General features: G+C 64.8%; 16 protein-coding genes. 8 read left to right on the top strand and 8 right to left on the bottom strand.

Annotated features, from left to right (window positions below; genetic code table 11):
- Window positions 1-345, top strand: a 345-nt coding sequence (locus XH98_RS24560) for a DUF2147 domain-containing protein (RefSeq protein ID WP_271620173.1), incomplete at its 5' end; no start/stop codon positions are given.
- Window positions 346-522: 177 nt separating this feature from the next.
- A complete protein-coding gene (locus tag XH98_RS24555; RefSeq protein WP_271620172.1) occupies window positions 523-879 on the top strand; it encodes a hypothetical protein in 357 nt (118 codons plus the stop codon).
- A 10-nt stretch (window positions 880-889) separates the two neighbouring features.
- On the opposite strand, the gene XH98_RS24550 is transcribed toward XH98_RS24555, so the two are convergent.
- Both XH98_RS24550 and XH98_RS24545 read right to left on the bottom strand, forming a co-directional pair.
- The gene (locus tag XH98_RS24550; protein WP_271601270.1) at window positions 890-1294 is read right to left on the bottom strand and encodes a (R)-mandelonitrile lyase; all 405 of its coding nucleotides are present in this window, start codon (window positions 1292-1294) and stop codon (window positions 890-892) included.
- 17 nt (window positions 1295-1311) lie between these two features.
- Window positions 1312-2010 (bottom strand): ribonuclease activity regulator RraA, encoded by a 699-nt coding sequence (locus XH98_RS24545; protein ID WP_271601269.1) that lies wholly within the window; start codon window positions 2008-2010, stop codon window positions 1312-1314.
- Window positions 2011-2259: 249 nt separating this feature from the next.
- On the opposite strand from XH98_RS24545, the gene pxpB reads away from it, so the two are divergent.
- The 3 genes from pxpB to XH98_RS24530 are packed head-to-tail and all read left to right on the top strand — an operon-like array spanning window position 2260 to window position 4824.
- Window positions 2260-2991 (top strand): 5-oxoprolinase subunit PxpB, encoded by a 732-nt coding sequence (gene pxpB / locus XH98_RS24540; RefSeq protein WP_271601268.1) that lies wholly within the window; start codon window positions 2260-2262, stop codon window positions 2989-2991.
- The gene (locus XH98_RS24535; RefSeq protein WP_271620171.1) at window positions 2988-4025 is read left to right on the top strand and encodes a biotin-dependent carboxyltransferase family protein; all 1038 of its coding nucleotides are present in this window, start codon (window positions 2988-2990) and stop codon (window positions 4023-4025) included. The genes pxpB and XH98_RS24535 overlap by 4 nt, the downstream gene beginning before the upstream one ends.
- Window positions 4026-4056: 31 nt before the next feature.
- Window positions 4057-4824, top strand: coding sequence for a LamB/YcsF family protein (locus tag XH98_RS24530; RefSeq protein ID WP_271601266.1), 768 nt, complete (start codon window positions 4057-4059; stop codon window positions 4822-4824).
- Between the two features lie 541 nt (window positions 4825-5365).
- Here XH98_RS24530 and XH98_RS24525 read toward each other — a convergent pair.
- The 4 genes from XH98_RS24525 to XH98_RS24510 all read right to left on the bottom strand — a co-directional run bounded on the left by XH98_RS24525 (window position 5366) and on the right by XH98_RS24510 (window position 10847).
- Entirely contained in the window at window positions 5366-6985 is a 1620-nt protein-coding gene (locus XH98_RS24525) for a sulfite reductase subunit alpha (RefSeq protein WP_271620170.1), read from the bottom strand.
- A complete protein-coding gene (locus tag XH98_RS24520; RefSeq protein ID WP_271620169.1) occupies window positions 6982-8760 on the bottom strand; it encodes a NirA family protein in 1779 nt (592 codons plus the stop codon). Before XH98_RS24520 ends, XH98_RS24525 begins: the two co-directional genes overlap by 4 nt.
- 336 nt (window positions 8761-9096) lie before the next feature.
- The gene (locus XH98_RS24515) at window positions 9097-10260 is read right to left on the bottom strand and encodes a CmpA/NrtA family ABC transporter substrate-binding protein (protein ID WP_271620168.1); all 1164 of its coding nucleotides are present in this window, start codon (window positions 10258-10260) and stop codon (window positions 9097-9099) included.
- On the bottom strand, window positions 10257-10847 hold the full coding sequence (locus XH98_RS24510) for an ANTAR domain-containing response regulator (RefSeq protein ID WP_271601262.1): 591 nt from the start codon (window positions 10845-10847) through the stop codon (window positions 10257-10259). The genes XH98_RS24515 and XH98_RS24510 overlap by 4 nt, the downstream gene beginning before the upstream one ends.
- Before the next feature lie 111 nt (window positions 10848-10958).
- On the opposite strand from XH98_RS24510, the gene rimO reads away from it, so the two are divergent.
- Window positions 10959-12284 carry a 30S ribosomal protein S12 methylthiotransferase RimO gene (rimO, locus tag XH98_RS24505; protein ID WP_271620167.1) on the top strand — a complete coding sequence of 442 codons (1326 nt, stop codon included), beginning with the start codon at window positions 10959-10961 and terminating at the stop codon, window positions 12282-12284.
- A 41-nt stretch (window positions 12285-12325) separates the two neighbouring features.
- Here rimO and XH98_RS24500 read toward each other — a convergent pair whose 3' ends face one another.
- Entirely contained in the window at window positions 12326-12754 is a 429-nt protein-coding gene (locus tag XH98_RS24500) for a GNAT family N-acetyltransferase (RefSeq protein WP_442868628.1), read from the bottom strand.
- 263 nt (window positions 12755-13017) lie between these two features.
- Window positions 13018-13959 carry a hypothetical protein gene (locus XH98_RS24495; RefSeq protein ID WP_271620165.1) on the bottom strand — a complete coding sequence of 314 codons (942 nt, stop codon included), beginning with the start codon at window positions 13957-13959 and terminating at the stop codon, window positions 13018-13020.
- Window positions 13960-14085: 126 nt separating this feature from the next.
- Here XH98_RS24495 and XH98_RS24490 point away from each other — a divergent pair, with 126 nt between their 5' ends.
- Window positions 14086-15234, top strand: a complete 1149-nt coding sequence (locus XH98_RS24490; protein ID WP_271620164.1) for a tetratricopeptide repeat protein — start codon at window positions 14086-14088, stop codon at window positions 15232-15234.
- A gap of 106 nt (window positions 15235-15340) precedes the next feature.
- Window positions 15341-15982, top strand: coding sequence for a hypothetical protein (locus tag XH98_RS24485; protein WP_271620163.1), 642 nt, complete (start codon window positions 15341-15343; stop codon window positions 15980-15982).
- Window positions 15983-16184: the final 202 nt, after the last annotated feature.

Raw genomic sequence — 16184 nt, 5'->3', positions numbered from 1 at the left:
GCCGTCGCGCCGACGCCCCCCGCAGCCGCGCCCGCGCGCGATCTCAATTCGCCGCTCGGCGTCTGGCTCACGGAGGAGAAGGAAGGCAAGGTCCGCATCGAACAGTGCGGCAATAATCTGTGCGGCTATTCGGTCGACAGCAAGTCGAACCAGAATGGCGAGCAGGTTTTGATCAACATGAAGCCCGGCAAGGACCAGAAATGGTCAGGCCGCATCCTCGATCCCAACAGCGGCTCGACCTACGATTCGACCATCACGTTGCGGGGCACGGACCGCCTGCGCGTGCAAGGCTGCGCCTTTGGCGGCATGTTCTGCGGCGGCCAGACCTGGACGCGCGTGAACTAGATCGCGTTCGACAATTTCGAGAAAGACTGGGGGTCCGTGATCCGGGTCCCCTTTGCTTTGCGACGGTGCCCGTGATGTGCGTCAGCTCACAGAGGATCTGGCGCGCGTGACAGTCCTCACATCGCGGATTCCGCGGCGGTGACACGATCCCAGCATAGTCAACCAAAGGGGCGTGTCATGAACGGATTTCGCAAGGGTCTCTTCGCCATCATTATCGCGATCGCATTGCCCATCGCGCAGGCGGATGCTGCGGGCTCAACCTTCGACGGGACATGGAATGTCCGCATCTCGTCGTCCAGTGAAACCTGCGGCAATGGCGCGACGGTCGCGATCGGCATCAACAACGGCCAGATCGCCTCGAGCAGCGCGGCAGTGACGGCGTCAGGCCGCGTCGCCGATGCCGGCAGCATCAACGTCACCTTGAGCACCGGCGTCAAGCACGCCGTCGGCTCCGGCCGGCTCAGCGGTACCTCCGGCTCCGGCACATGGCGTGGCGCCATGTGCTCGGGCACGTGGACCGCAGAGCGGATGTAAGCGGCGCGCTCTAGCCCAGCGGCGCGCCGTATTCGGCGTCCGTCACCGGCTCGAGCCAGGTCGAATAGACGCCGTCGAGGGCTTCCTGCATGGCGATATGGCACATGCTGTTGCCTGGCGAGCCGCCGTGCCAGTGCACTTCTCCCGGCGGGATCCAGACGGTGTCGCCGGGACGGATCTCCTTGACCGGGCCGCCCTTGGTCTGGACGCGGCCGACGCCCGAAATCACATAGAGCGTTTGGCCGAGCGGATGATGGTGCCAGTTGGTGCGGGCGCCGGGCTCGAACGAGACGCGCGAGACATTCAGCCGCGCCGGCGCAGGCGCCATGTTGATGGGGTCCTGCAGCACGGTGCCGGTGAAGTGTTCCTTGGGCGCGCGGCGGGTCGGCCGCGCACCTGCGAGCGTGATGTCCATGGGGTCCTCGTTTCCTGTTACTTCTTGCTGGCGGCGTAGCGCGCCTTGGTCTCGGCGTTCATGGGATAGAGGCCCGGCAGCACCGCGCCGTTATTCACCTCGTTGACGATCCAGGCTTCCATCCGCTCCTGCTCGACGCCCTCGGCGAGAACGTGCTCGAGCATCGCCGCCGGAATCAGCACACAGCCGTCCTGATCGGCGACGACGATGTCGTTCGGGAATACGGCGACGCCGCCGCAGCCGATCGGCTCGCCCCAGCCGACAAAGGTGAGGCCTGCCACGGACGGCGGCGCGGCATAGCCGTCGCACCACACCGGCAGATTGGTACCGAGCACGCCCTCGACGTCACGCACGACGCCGTCGGTGACGAGCGCGGTGACGCCGCGCTTGACCATGCGGGCACAGAGGATGTCGCCGAAGATGCCGGCATCCGTGATGCCCATGGCATCGACCACGGCGATGCAGCCCTCGGGCATCGCCTCGATCGCGGTGCGGGTCGAGATCGGCGACGACCAGGATTCCGGCGTCGCCAGATCCTCGCGCGCCGGCACGAAGCGCAGCGTGAAGGCGGGTCCCACCAGGCGCGGCAGGCCCGGGCGCAGTGGACGCGCGCCGCGCATCCACACATTGCGCAGGCCCTTCTTCAGCAGGACCGTGGTGATGGTGGCGGTGGTGATGCCGGCGAGGGTCTTGCGGGCTTCGGGGGACAGCGACATGGACGAGAACGAGCTCCAAGGTGCAGGAAAGAACGCGCGCATCTTGCGAGCCGGGGGCTTCCCGTCAAGGGCCAAAGCCCTGACAAGAATGCGGCCCAGCCGGGCTGGTTATGCGACACGATAACAACGCCTTATCGCCGCACCCGGCATTAATTTATTGGACTTGCGGGCGCATTTACGCGAAGCAGGGTTGAGGCGGAGCTCAAGGTCGAGCCCGCGCATTTTCTCAAGGCCCGAATTCGACCGCTCATGGCCGCGACGCTTCCACCGCCCCGCCTTCTGCCCAGTGGCGACAGCGCCGTCACGGTCGAGTTCAGCCGCACCATCGACGACGCCGCCAATGAGCGCGTGCTCGCGCTCGACAAGGCGCTCGCAGCTCACCCCATCGAGGGCATCTCCGAGACGATCCCGACCTATCGCTCGCTGCTTGTGCATTACGACCCCGGCAAGATCGGCTTTGACGCGCTCGGCGGAAAGCTGCTTGCGATCGCCAGCCGACCGCTGCCGCCGACCACCAAGGCGCGGCGCTGGCGCATTCCCGTCGCCTATGGCGGCGAGCACGGCATCGATCTCGAGGATGTCGCAAAGGCACTGAACACCACGCCCGACGACATCGTCGCCCGCCACGCCGGCGGCGATTATCGCGTCGCCATGATCGGTTTCACGCCGGGCTGGTCCTATCTCAGCGGCCTCGACAAATCGCTGCATATGTCGCGGCGAGAGAGCCCGCGGCTGTTCACGCCGGCCGGCACGATCTCGATCGGCGGCATTCAAGCGGGCATCCAGTGCCTGGCCGCGCCGAGCGGCTGGCATCTGCTCGGCCGCACGCCGGTCAGGACCTATCAGCTCCACCGCAATCCGACCTTCCTCACCGAGCCCGGCGATCGCGTGACGTTTTTTGCGATCGACCACAAGACGTTCGAGGAGCTGGACCGCGCCGCGGAAGCCGGCGAGATCATCGCCGAGCGGGTCGACGCATGAGCCGGCTCATCGTCGCCAGCATCGGTCCCGCAAGCTCCGTCCAGGACGGCGGCCGCTTCGGCGCGCAGCGCTATGGCCTCACCGTCAGCGGCGCGATGGACCGGCTGGCGCTGGCCGCGGCGAATACGCTCGTCGGCAACGCGCCGTTCGCAGCCGCCGTCGAGATCGGACCGTTCGGCGCCACCTTCACGGCCCGTGACGGCGCGGTGCGCATCGCCATGTCAGGCGCACCGCGCAATGCCGACATCGCCGGCAAACCGGTGGCGATGGATACGTCCGTCACACTGAGGGACGGCGAGACGTTGACGCTGGGCTTTGCCCGCGGCGGCGCGTTCACCTATCTCGCGATCGAAGGCGCCATCAAAGGCGAAGAGGTGTTCGGCAGCCTCGCGGTCAACGCCCGCGCCGGGCTCGGCAGCCCCTACCCGCGGCCGCTGCAGGCCGGTGACGAATTCACTGTCGATGCCGCGAGCGGCGCGCCGGAGCTGCGGATCGAATTGCCGAAGCCGGTGAGCGGCCCGATCCGCGTCGTGCTGGGACCGCAGGACGACGAGTTCGACGATGCCAACAAGGCGCTGTTCCTGGAGAGCGAGTGGAAGATCTCGGCGACCTCGGACCGCATGGGCTATCGGCTCGAGGGCCCCGCCATAAAACATCTGCATGGCCATAACATCGTCTCGGACGGCACCGTCAACGGCAGCATCCAGGTGCCCGGCAACGGCGCGCCGATCGCGCTGATGATGGACCGCGGCACCTCAGGCGGCTATCCCAAGATCGCGACCGTGATCACGGCCGATGTCGGCCGCCTCGCGCAGACCTCGGCGGGCACGGCGTTCCGCTTCAAGGCGGTCAGCATGGCCGAGGCGCAGGACGAGGCGCGCAAGTTTCAGCAGCTGATCCGCACCCTGCCCGATCGCCTGCGCTCGTCCGACACCGTCGAGCTCAACATCGAAGCACTCAGCGATGCCAATGTCGCGGGCTATGCGGTGAGTGCCATGGATGCCGGGACCTGGCAGGTCGTGGCGGAGCCGTAAGAGACTACAAGACCAAAGGCGGAGAGCAACCATGAAGACGATCGATCTCAATTGCGACCTCGGCGAAGGTTTTGGCGCGTGGGAGATGGGCAACGACGCCGCCATGATCGAGCTCGCAAGCTCGGTCAATGTCGCCTGCGGCTTTCATGCCGGCGACCCCGACATCATGCGGCGGACAGTGGAGCTGGCGAAGGCGCGCGGCGTCTCGGTCGGCGCGCATCCTGGCTATCGCGACCTGCACGGCTTCGGCCGGCATCCGATCGCGGGCCTCAAGGCCTCCGAGATCGAGAACCTCGTCGCCTACCAGATCGGTGCGCTGCAAGCGATCGCGACCGCGGCCGGCCACAAGGTCACGCATGTTAAGGCGCATGGCGCGCTCTCCAATGTCGCCTGTGAGGACGACATGACGGCGAAAGCGATCGCCGCCGGCATCAAGGCGGTCGATCCCAGCCTGATCTTCGTCGTGCTCGCCAATTCGAAACTGGTGAAGGCCGGCGAAGCGGCCAACCTGCCGATGGTGCACGAGGTGTTTGCCGACCGTGCCTATGAGGACGACGGCAACCTCGTCTCGCGCAAGAAGCCCGGCGCGGTGCTGCACGATGCGAAAGCGATCGCGGAGCGCGTGGTCCGCATGGTGCAGGACGGCGCGGTGGTGTCGGTGACAGGCAAGGTCATCAAGATGCGCACCGACACGGTGTGCATCCACGGCGATACGCACGGCGCGGTCGAGATCGCGCGGACGCTGCGCCAGGCCTTGAAGGATGCGGGGATCGAGGTCGCGCCGTTCAAGCGGGCCTAGCGTTAGTGCCGTAGGGTGGGCGAAGCGCAGCGTGCCCACCACATCGAGATGGTGGGCACGGCGCGAAGCGCGCCTTTGCCCACCCTACGAGAGCTGTGAAGAATCGTTAGAACGGGTGCGCCGAGAGAGTGCCGAAGAGAAGCACTGCGATGAGCGCCCACGCGCCGAAGATGCCGATGTGCCGCGCGCTCGCCTTTGTCCTGCGCGAGACCGATCGCGCATAGAGATGAAGCCTGGCTTCCGCCGACAATTCCCGGATGGTCGATTTCCAGCGCACCATCCCGCCAGTATGAGCGATTCACCACGACGGCTGTAAGACGGTCGTGCAAATAGCGATAGAAGTGTTTCTTCAGCTCGCTTTGCAGGCGAAAATTCTCGGAACCCGCGGGTTCCAGGAATCCTATTCGTTAAAGTCCGAGCCAAATGGAACCGGTTCCGGTGCCACCCAGATCAAACCCTCGAAAACAACCCCATGCACAGTAGAACGCCGCCGCCGGATCGATTGCGCGGCGGCGGCGATTCACGCTGGTCTTGTCGCGCCTTAGTACACGTCAGCCTGGAAACGGCCCTTCTTCTTGAGATCGGCGACAAAGCTGACGGCCTCATCGGTCGAGCGCGCACCGAACTGGGCGACGATGTCGACCAGCGCGCGCTCGACATCCTTGGCCATGCGCTTGGCATCGCCGCAGATGTAGAGATGCGCGCCCTCGGCGAGCCACGTCCACAGCTCGCGGCCGACCTCGCGCATGCGGTCCTGCACGTAAAACTTCTTCTCGCCGTCGCGCGACCAGGCCAGCGACAGGCGCGTCAGCAGACCGGAGGTCTTCATCGCGTTGAGCTCGTCCTGATAGAAGAAATCGCAATCGCTGCGCTGATGGCCGAAGAACAGCCAGTTCCTGCCCGGGGCGCCGGTCGCCTTGCGGTCGAGCAGGAAGGCGCGGAACGGCGCAATGCCGGTGCCGGGACCGATCATGATGATCGGCGTCTTCGGGTCCTGCGGCAGGCCGAAGCCGTGGGCCTTCTGAACATAGACCTTGAGCTTCTCGCCCTCGGCGATGCGCTCGCCGAGGAAGGTCGAGGCGACGCCGAGGCGTTTGCGCTTGCCGATGACGTAGCGAACGGAATCGACCGTCAGCGACAGTTTTCCGGGCGTCGCATTGTGCGAGGACGAGATCGAATAGAGCCGCGGCTGCAGCGGCTCCAGCGCTTCGACAAATGCTTCCGGATGCGGCCGCGTGCCGGAGAACTTCTGGAGCGCCGCCATCACGTCGAGCGTGGCGGCATCGCCATCGGGATCCTCGCCCTGCGCCAGCGCCCTTGCCTTCTCGCGCTGCGCCCCGCCGGTGATGAAGGAGATCAGCTCGAACAGCGTGTCGGGCGCCGGCGACAGCGAGACGTCATCAATCAATGCTTCACGCAACGTCTTGCCGTTGACTTTGGTGGTGTGCGATGCGCCGAGCAGCGCGATGACCTGGTCGACAAGGCCGACATCGTTGCGCGGGAAGACCCCAAAGCTGTCGCCGACCACGTAGTCGAGCTTGCTCTCGGCGAGATCGAACTCGACGTGGTAGGTCTCCTTCTCCGACTTGCCCTTGTTGAGCAGGCTGCGCGACAGGAAGGTCGCGGTCACCGGATTGTCGCGTGAGCGGCCAGGCTCGGCGATGGTCACGGTCACGGCCGGCGCGGCCGCGTCCGGTTTGCCGGCGGCCGCCTTGTCAGCCACCTTGGCCGCCGGCGCCTTGTCCAGCTCCTCGTAGAGCGATTTCAGCATCCGCGCGGTTTCCTTGCCGCCGGGGACGCAGAGATTGAGCCGCGCTTCGCTGCGGCTCGCAATCGCCTCCGAATAATCGTGGCAATTGTAGCCACACTGGCCGCAATCCTGCTGCGCCATCGCCGCCATCATCTTGCGGCGGACGGGGCGCCCGTCCGCAAGCTTCATGCGATCGGCGATCGGCATGGTCTGGTCATGCCAGGGCGCTTCGCCATCGTCGCCATCGCCACTTGGCATGACAGCGGCGCCCTGCTCGGCCGACAGCGGCGTCGCCACATCGGGCGATAGCAGGCCGGCAAAGAAGCCGTTCAGCCAGGAACGCTGCGCGTCGGAGAACGGCGCGCTGGCGGGAATGATATCGAGCTTCGGCGGGGGCGTGATCTGGTTCATGCGGACACCTGTGCATCGGCAAGCTTGCGCAGCGTTTCGCCGTCATGGCGGCGCGCAAAGGACAGGAAGGTTTCGTCGGGCGACGAACGGTGAGCGAGATAGGCCTTGAGCAGCGCCTCGACCGTCTTCGGCGCATCCTCGGCCTTGAGGTCGTGGTAGACCTCCTGCCCGACGTCAGCGTCGGGGCCGAACCCGCCGCCGGTGAAGAGGTGATAGCCCTCGACCGTATCCTCTTCGCCAACAGGCACGCGTGCGCCGATCAGCCCGATGTCGCTGATGTAGTGCTGCGCGCAGGAATGGTGGCAGCCGGTGACGTGGATGTTGACAGGCTTGTCCATGGCGACACGCGGCTCGCACCAGTCGCCGATCTCGGCCGCATTGCGCTTGGTGTTCGAAGCGGCAAAGCGGCAGCCCGCATTGCCGGTGCAGGCGACCAGTCCGGCGCGGATATGGGAGGCCTCGACCGCGAGCCCGATGTCCTTGATCGCGGCAACCGCAAGCGCGACGTTCTCGTCACGCACGCCTGATATCAGCAGGTTCTGCCAGACCGTCAGCCGAATCTCGCCATCGCCGAGGTCGCGCGCGACCCTGGCGAGGCCCCGCATCTGCTCGCAGCTCATCTTGCCGAGAGTGAGCGACACGCCGATCCAGTTCAGGCCGTCCTGCTTCTGCTTGTGCACGCCGATATGGGCCATGCGGTCCGCCGCGGGCCGCGCGGCAAACGCTTCTTCCGGCACCCGCGTGAACGGGGTCTTCAGCCGCTCCTCGACGAGCTTGAGGAAGCCGTCATGGCCCATCGCGTCGAGCACGTATTTCAGCCGCGCCTTGTTGCGGTTGGTGCGATCGCCATGCTCGATGAAGACGCGCACGATGGCATCCGCAACTGATGTCGCCTGCTCGGGCTTGACGATGATGCCGGAGTATTTTGCAAAATCCTTGTGGCCGGTGATGCCGCCGAGTCCGAGGCGGAACCAGACCCCGGGCTCGACGCCGAACCCGTCCTTCACCTCATAGGCCGTGAAGGCGATGTCGTTGGTCTCCTCCAGCACCGCGATCCTGCCGGCACCATCGAAGGCGACGTTGAACTTGCGCGGCAGGCCGTAGAGCGAGCGGTCGTTGAGGATGTGGTAGTGCCATTCGCGCGCGAAGGGGCGCGTGTCGATCAGCTCCTGCGGATCGATGCCGGCGGTCGGCGTGCCCGTGACGTTGCGGATGTTGTCGGCGCCGGAGCCGCGCGAGCACAGGCCGAGATCCTGGATGCCCTCGATCAGCCTCGTCGCGTTCTTCGGCGGCAGCTCGCGAAGCTGGAGGTTGGCGCGGGTGGTGACGTGGCTGAAGGGCCCACACAGGTCCTCGGCGAGATCGGCAAGACCCGTGAGCTGCCAGTGCTTCATGATGCCGTTCGGGATGCGCAGGCGACACATGTAGGAGTCCTGCGTCGGCGCGACGTAGAAGATGCCGTAATAGCGCCAGCGGAAATTGTCCGCCGGGCTCGGCGGCGCGTTGTCGAGCGCCTGCTGGCGCAGCCGCGGATAGGCATCGAAGGGATGTTCGTCGCGCTTGAACTTCTCCTGGTCGGCGAGCTTCTTGCCTGCGGCGATGACCTTGTCCTGCGCCTTGATATGCGCGGCATCAGGACCAACAGGCTCGGCATTCGCCTTGCCAGCGCCCCCCAAACCACGACCAACCTTGCTGATCTGGAGACCGGTCGTGAAACCTTCGAGATAGCGTTTCTGCTCGTCGGTAAAGTCGACTGCGAGCGTTTCGATTTTCATGGTCGGTAACGAAGCTCCTGCGGCCACCAGCGGCGGCATCGACGGAATTGGGAATGACCCGCGAGGAACTCAGCTGGCTCGAAGCCTGCTTCGCTACTCCGCGGTCCAATCAGCTTCGTTGCTGTGGGACTTGGCTCAGCAGGCGTCTGCGACAAGCTGGCCGCACTGCATCATACAAGTTGCGTGCCAGCCGCCTTGAAATGGAAAGATACGCGATTTCAATAAGTTATTGAACGGCTCGGGAACTTCCGCGGGACCGCCCTTCACGAAATTCGAGCAGCCGGCTTAAAATTTAGCCGACGCTCCCGAGCGCCTTAAAAGCGTGCAGAGCCCGAATCAGGCCTTCCAGCGGCCAACCTCGAAGGCTTCGAGGTGCCCTCTGATGTTCTCGGGGTCGAAGGCCGGGCCGACAAACGCGCCGAACGGCGCGGGCGCTTCGGTGGGCTGCTGATGGCCAAGGGCGGCGTCGTAGAGTTCGGGCCTGAACACGGCCATGGCGGTCTTGACGCCGTCAGCCGTCAGCGCCGTCTGTCCCCAGCGCACCATCTGCGCGTAGAGCCAGGCGGCCTGGACCGGGTCCGGCCGCCCTGCCCCTTCACGTCCGACCAGGAGATAACGGTCGCTCTCGCGCATGGTGCCATCCGGCGAGATCTTCAGTCGCCCATCGAGTGTGCGCTGGATGACTTCGGCATCGACGCCGATCCGCTCCGGCTGCGCCAGGATACGCGCGGCCTCGGTCCGGTTGTCCGGATGCTCGATGAACTCGGCCGCCTTCACCGCCGCCCGCACCAGCGCTGCAACCACATCCGGATTCTTGTCCGCCCAGTTTTGACGCACGGCTAAAACCTTCTCTGCCGCGCGCGCAAGAAAGTCGGAGACAAAATGCAGGATGTGGCCGATGCCGAGATCGACGGCGACGGAGTTCCAGGGCGCCCCGACGCAGAAGGCATCGACATGGCCGCTCTTGAGGCTGTCGACCATGAAAGGCGGCGGCAGCACGACCAGGCGGACGTCCTCGTCGGGATCGACGCCGGCCGCCGCCATCCAGAACCGCAGCTGGTAATTGTGGGTCGAGAACGGAAAGGTCATGCCGAATGTCAATGGTTCGGCGCCAGCCTTGCGCCGCTTTGCGACCACCTTCGCGAGCGCCTTTGCTGTCGCCATCGGATCGAAGCGATCGCCGTCGATCTCTTCCATCAGCGCGGCGTGCAGCGCCGGCGACACCGTGATCGCATTGCCATTGATGCCGAGATTGAACGGCGCCGCGATCGGCACCTTGACGTGACCAAGCCCGAGCGAGGACGCGATCGCGACCGGCGCGAGCAGATGCGCGGCATCGAACAGGCCGATATTGAGCTTGTCGCGGACGTTCGACCACGACACCTCGCGCACCAGCTCGACCTCCAGCCCTTCAGCCGCGGCAAATCCCTTGTCGACGGCGACGATCAGCGCGGCGGCATCGACCAGCGGGATGAACCCGATGCGGAGGGGGACGGTCATTTCAGCATCTCCGACGCGGTGATGATCGACTGCGCGATTTCGCCGATTTTCTTCTTCTCGCGCATGGCAGTGGAGCGCAGCAGCACATAGGCCTCGTCCTCGGTGAGGCCCTTGACCTTCATCAGGATGCCCTTGGCCTTCTCGATGACCTTGCGGTCCTCGAGCTGCGACTTGGTCCGCTCCAGCTCCTCCTGGAGTTTTGCGAAGGCGTTGAAGCGGGACACGCAGAGGTCCAGGATCGGCTTGATCCGCTCCTTCTTCAGCCCGTCGACGATATAGGCGGATACCCCCGCCTCGACGGACGCCTGGATCGAGGCGGAGTCGCTCTGGTCGACGAACATGGCGATCGGCCGCTTCACGGCACGGCTGACCTGGAACATCGCCTCCAGCACGTCGCGGCTGGGGTTTTCCAGATCGATCACGATGATATCGGGGTCCACCGCATAAATACGGGCGAGCAGGCTCTGCATCTCGCGGATATGGACCACTTGCGTGAATCCGGCCTCCCGCAAGCCCTCCTCGAGGATCGCGGCCCTGACAGGGCTTTCGTCGACGATCACGATCTTGGGCGACTGTTCGGCGCTCATGGCTCACTCACGGCAGGCGATTCATCCATAGCATGCCGGAGCGCCATGCAAAGGGTTGTAATTATGAGCAATTGGGACTAGCTCAGGCCTGTCAATCAGGCAGATTTAGATATGGATCAGACGGCTGCGCCCAAGGTCAGCTTCGTGTCACTCGGATGTCCCAAGGCATTGGTGGATTCCGAGCGCATCATCACGCGCCTGCGCGCCGAGGGCTACGAACTCGCCCGCAAGCATGACGGGGCCGATATCGTCATCGTCAACACCTGCGGCTTCCTCGACAGCGCCAAGCAGGAATCGCTCTCGGCGATCGGCGAGGCCATGGCCGAGAACGGCAAGGTCATCGTCACGGGCTGCATGGGTGCGGAACCGGAAGCGATCGAACAGGCCTATCCCGGCGTGCTCTCGATCACGGGTCCGCAGCAATATGAGAGCGTGCTCGATGCCGTGCACCGCGCGCTGCCGCCGGCGCACAATCCGCATCTCGATTTGGTGCCGCCGCAGGGCATCAAGCTGACGCCGCGCCACTACGCTTACTTGAAGATCTCCGAGGGCTGCAACAACCGCTGCACCTTCTGCATCATCCCGAAGCTGCGCGGCGACCTGGTCTCGCGTCCGGCCAATGACGTGCTGCGCGAGGCCGAGCGCCTCGTCGGCGCCGGCGTCAAGGAGCTGCTGGTGATCTCGCAGGACACCTCGGCCTATGGCGTCGATCTCAAATATGCCGAGAGCCCGTGGAAGGAGCGCCAGGTCCGCGCCAAGTTCCTCGATCTCGCGCGCGAGCTCGGCGAGTTAGGTGCCTGGGTCCGGCTGCAATATGTCTACCCCTACCCGCATGTCGACGAGGTCATCGCGCTGATGAACGAGGGCAAGGTGCTGCCCTATCTCGACATCCCGTTCCAGCATGCGAGCCCCGAAGTGCTGAAGGCGATGAAGCGCCCGGCCGCGCAGGACAAGACCCTGGCGCGCATCAAGCGCTGGCGCGAGGAATGTCCTGATCTCGCTCTGCGCTCGACCTTCATCGTCGGCTTCCCCGGCGAGACCGATGCCGACTTCGCCTACCTGCTCGACTGGCTCGATGAAGCCGAGATCGACCGGCTCGGCTGCTTCAAATACGAGCCGGTCGCGGGCGCGACCTCGAACGCGATCGCCAATCCCGTGCCCGAAGAGATCAAGCAGGAGCGCTACAACGCGCTGATGGCGCGGCAGCAGAAGATCTCCGCGCGACGCCTCAAGCGCAAGGTCGGCACGCGCCAGCAGATCATCATCGACGAGGTTGGGCCGACGGTCGCGAAAGGCCGCTCCAAGGCGGATGCGCCGGAGATCGACGGCGCGGTGTATCTGTCAAGCCGCCGCCCCTTGCGCGTCGGCGAGATCGTCACCGCGAAGATCGAACGCGCGGACGCGTACGATCTGCACGGCAGCGTCGCGGGGTTCTGAGGTCCTCAGCCCGTCTCAGCCCGGCTGACGGGCGAGCGCCGTCAGGCTTTGTCAGCCAACGCGGTCAGCTCTGCGCCGGTGATCCGGAAAACCAGTTTCGCCGGTAGGGCCTGGCCGCCGAGCATCTCGTAGAAGTGCTGAAGCCTCAGATCGTCTGCATCGACCGTCCAATCGATGCGGCCATGCCCGTCCTGCCGTGCGATGACGGCCAGGCGTGACATCAGCTTTTTGCCCAGGCCGCTTCCGCGCCAGGCGCCGCGAACATAGAGTTCCTTCAAAAAGAAGCCCGAGGTCAGACCGGGCCCAGGATAAATGGCGCTGAAGCAGGCAAAGCCGGCGAGTTTGCCGTGCTCATAGGCCAGCAGGATACGTGATCCCGCAGGCGTTGAGTTCAACCCCGCGATGATCGCATCGCGCGGCGGACAAGGGACGCGATAGTACGCCTGCATTTCAATCAACGCGTCGGCCATCGCCTCGAAATCGGCGCTTTCAATCTCTCGCAGTGTGGTCACAGCTTACGGCTCATTCGCGCGTCGATGCTCGTGGCCAGCCAACGCTTCAGCCGCCACAGCGCGGAAGTTTGACATAGACGGCCCTGGTCAGGAAGAGACCAACCATCTTCAGCTCAACAAGGGGGATCGAAGACGAATACGACCGGCACGGCAATCCAGAGTCCCTCCGTGGAGACAGCCTGGATTGCTTCGCTGCGCTCGCAATGACGATGTGGAGGCAGTCAGGCTTCCACCAGCCATTTCGGCACCCAGCGCTCCGGCCGCGGGGCGCGGGCGAGATCGGCCTTGGCTTCGGACAGCAGCGCGGGCTCGCCGGCGATGACCGGGCGCAAATCGTATTCGAAATTCGGCATGACGCGACCGTCGGCATAGAGGCCGAATTTCATCGCGTACCACAGGCCGAGCTCGGGCTGGGCGCGGCGCATTTCCTCGCGCAGATCGCGTAGCAGGGATTCGATCGAGGCGGCTTCCTCGAAGGGCTGCGGGCCGCGCGATAGCACGCGGGCCTCGTATTGCTGACCAACGATCGCGACCTCGAAATGGGTCTTGTCCCAGGCATTCCTGCCCTTGGGCAGATGCGCGGCGAGGCGCCAGCCGAGCTCGGCCATCATCTGGTGATTGGCCCAATATTCCTCGCGGTCCCGGCTCCACTTCTCGACGAAACCGCGGAAGTCGGGCAGCTCCCCGTCCTCGCAAGCAACAGGTTCGCCGGCCGGGCGCCGGGCTAGCCATTGCGCAAGCTCAACCGTCTGCGGCTCGACCTCGTCATGCGGCCGCAAATCGTGCCAGGCCTTGTCGAATTGCTGCGACGTCAGCTTCGCAAGCAAGGCGTCGAGCGACGGCGCCAGCAGCTCATAATCGCCCTCCGAGCCCAGCCCCACCATCGGGGGATCATCACGGTCGAGGCCAGCGCCATACCAGCCGCCGACGGCTGAGCCGTCAGGCAGGCGCATGAACAGCGCGAAGCGATCGCGCAAAGGACTGCCATCGAAGATCGGGGCCTGATCGGAGAACTGGCCTTGCAGGGAGAAGCAGCCGACGCTGCCCCAGGGGCGACCGTTCAGCCAGCCGGCAAAATCCAGCAGCAGGGGCGGCGCCTCGATGCCCGGCGGGAACGCGCCGCGAATGCTGTCGAGGTCGATCGGGTAAGGCGTGTCGGACAAGGCTGAAAACTATCTTGGTGGTCCCGTCCCCTCTTGGTCTGCCCCGGCCCAAGTCCGGTTCGAACCAATTCGTATCCCGAGATCACAAACGCGCTAGAGGCTCATAGGTTTCTGCGCAGCAATCAGATGACATGCAATCACAAGATCGATATCCGGCCAGCGTTGTGCGCACTGGCAACCGCCTTGACCTTGCTCGCGTTTCCGGCCGCCGCGCAATCCCCATCGGCCGCGCAGGCGCGGCAATGGTGCTTCGGTTCCAAGGAGGTCAATGACCAGCAGCGGCTGGCCGGTTGCTCGGCCGTGCTGCAGGCCAATCCGTCGAATCAACGCGCGCTCGCCAACCGTGGCGAGATCTATCGGCGCAAGGGCGAGACCGAGCGCGCGCTGGCCGATCTCAACCGCGCGGTCGATCTCGACGAGACCGATGCCATCGCGTGGTTCAATCGCGGCATCGTCCATGACGATCTCGGCGACCGCGACCACGCGATCATGGACTACACCCGCGCCATCCGCCTCGTTCCCGATGACGCCTGGTACTACAACAACCGCGGCAATTCCTACATCGGCAAAGGCGACTACGAGCATGCGCTCGCCGACTACAACAAGGCGATCAAGCTCGATCCGAAATTCGCACTCGCCTTCTACAACCGGGGCAGCGCCTATCGCGAACATGGCGAGGCCGATCGCGCGCTGGCCGATCTCGACATCTCGATCAAGCTCGATCCGGCCTATGGCCCGGCCTATGGCAACCGTGCGCGCATCTTTCGCGATCGCGGCGATCGCGATCGTGCGCTCGCGGATTTCGCCAAGTCGATCGAGCTCAAGCCGGACAACGACCGCGATTTCTATGCGCGCGCGAACATGTATTTCGACGCGCATGATTATGCGCTGGCGCTCGCGGATTACGATCGCGCGCTCAAGGCCAATGCAAGCTATTCCGGCGTGTTCAATTCGCGCTGCATGACGCGCGCGATCCTTGGCCGTCTCCAGGAGGCGCTGGCCGATTGCGAGCAGTCGCTGCGGATGGCCCCGAACGACCCTGATACGCTGGACAGCCGCGCCCTCACCTATCTCAAGCTCGGCAATCTCGACGCGGCGATTGCCGACTACGACGCCGCGCTGCGCGCAAAGCCGAAGCTCGACTCATCGCTGTACGGACGCGGGCTTGCGAAGCGAAAGCAGGGCGACACCGCAGGCGCCGAACGCGACATCGCGGCGGCGAAGGCGATCAACGCCGGGATCGCCGAGGTATTTTCGCATTACGGTGTCGATTAGCCCTCACTGCCGTCTTCGCGTGCGAATGTGACACTATAGTGCATTCACGCAGAGGTCACGGACTCGTCCTAATCCTCGCGCGCTTTCAACGCGAGCGAGGATTTTGATGAGCCGCCTCCCGGACATGCTGCGCACGCAGCGCTTCGACGATTACCGCTTCTACCACCAGAGCACCGTCAATCAGACGCTGCACCTGTTCAGCGCGATCATCTTCCTGGCTTGCTATGCGCTGCTGTTCAGGGATCCCGCGCTCGCCGGTTTGGTCGGCTGGCTCGCGATGCTGACGCGGCAGACCGGGCATTTCTTCTTCGAGCCGAACGGCTATGACGCGGTCAACGACGTCAGCAATGAATACAAGGAGGCGGTGAAGGTCGGCTACAACCAGACCCGCAAGATCATCCTCTTGCTGGTCTGGGGCAGCGCGCCGATTGCGCTGTATGCGTATCCGAGGCTGTTCGGCCTGTTTGCTGCACCGGTCGATCGCCTCGACTTCATGCGCCATGTCGGCGTGCTCTGGCTCGCGATCGGCGTCAGTGGCGCCCTGGCGCGCATGCTGCAGCTGTTCGTAGCACGCGGCGTCGCGACGGGACTGGTGTGGGGCTTCAAGGTGCTGACCGATCCCTTCCACAACATCGCGCTGTACTGGAATTCGCCGCTCAAGCTGATGCGCGGCGAGCTGATCGACAGCGCGATTGCCGATGCGAACTGGGGCGACGAGGCACCCGAGGAAGCCGCGCATCCGACCTGAGCGATACATGGCAGCCAAAACGACCGGCTTGACAGACCTGTCCTTCGGCTGTACGGACGCGCCTCATGATCAACTCTCGGACCCACCGCCGCGCAGCTTTCCGTCGTCGCTCCAGCGACGATGATGGGTTGCGCCATGTCCGACGACGCCGCTGAACCAGCAATTCAGCTTCAGTTTTCGAGAAGGCCGCACCCGCAAAGTG

The organism is Bradyrhizobium sp. CCBAU 51745, assembly GCF_028128715.1.
GTDB lineage: Bacteria > Pseudomonadota > Alphaproteobacteria > Rhizobiales > Xanthobacteraceae > Bradyrhizobium > Bradyrhizobium manausense.
This window is presented reverse-complemented; position numbering and strand designations above follow the sequence as displayed.

What these genes read in the sequence shown, in the direction of transcription:
- XH98_RS24555 (WP_271620172.1), top strand. Translation starts at nt 523, where the DNA reads ATGAACGGATTTCGCAAGGGTCTCTTCGCCATCATTATCGCGATCGCA.
- XH98_RS24550 (WP_271601270.1), bottom strand. Translation starts at nt 1,294, where the DNA reads ATGGACATCACGCTCGCAGGTGCGCGGCCGACCCGCCGCGCGCCCAAG.
- XH98_RS24545 (WP_271601269.1), bottom strand. Translation starts at nt 2,010, where the DNA reads ATGTCGCTGTCCCCCGAAGCCCGCAAGACCCTCGCCGGCATCACCACC.
- pxpB (WP_271601268.1), top strand. Translation starts at nt 2,260, where the DNA reads ATGGCCGCGACGCTTCCACCGCCCCGCCTTCTGCCCAGTGGCGACAGC.
- XH98_RS24535 (WP_271620171.1), top strand. Translation starts at nt 2,988, where the DNA reads ATGAGCCGGCTCATCGTCGCCAGCATCGGTCCCGCAAGCTCCGTCCAG.
- XH98_RS24530 (WP_271601266.1), top strand. Translation starts at nt 4,057, where the DNA reads ATGAAGACGATCGATCTCAATTGCGACCTCGGCGAAGGTTTTGGCGCG.
- XH98_RS24525 (WP_271620170.1), bottom strand. Translation starts at nt 6,985, where the DNA reads ATGAACCAGATCACGCCCCCGCCGAAGCTCGATATCATTCCCGCCAGC.
- XH98_RS24520 (WP_271620169.1), bottom strand. Translation starts at nt 8,760, where the DNA reads ATGAAAATCGAAACGCTCGCAGTCGACTTTACCGACGAGCAGAAACGC.
- XH98_RS24515 (WP_271620168.1), bottom strand. Translation starts at nt 10,260, where the DNA reads ATGACCGTCCCCCTCCGCATCGGGTTCATCCCGCTGGTCGATGCCGCC.
- XH98_RS24510 (WP_271601262.1), bottom strand. Translation starts at nt 10,847, where the DNA reads ATGAGCGCCGAACAGTCGCCCAAGATCGTGATCGTCGACGAAAGCCCT.
- rimO (WP_271620167.1), top strand. Translation starts at nt 10,959, where the DNA reads ATGGATCAGACGGCTGCGCCCAAGGTCAGCTTCGTGTCACTCGGATGT.
- XH98_RS24500 (WP_442868628.1), bottom strand. Translation starts at nt 12,754, where the DNA reads ATGGCCGACGCGTTGATTGAAATGCAGGCGTACTATCGCGTCCCTTGT.
- XH98_RS24490 (WP_271620164.1), top strand. Translation starts at nt 14,086, where the DNA reads ATGACATGCAATCACAAGATCGATATCCGGCCAGCGTTGTGCGCACTG.
- XH98_RS24485 (WP_271620163.1), top strand. Translation starts at nt 15,341, where the DNA reads ATGAGCCGCCTCCCGGACATGCTGCGCACGCAGCGCTTCGACGATTAC.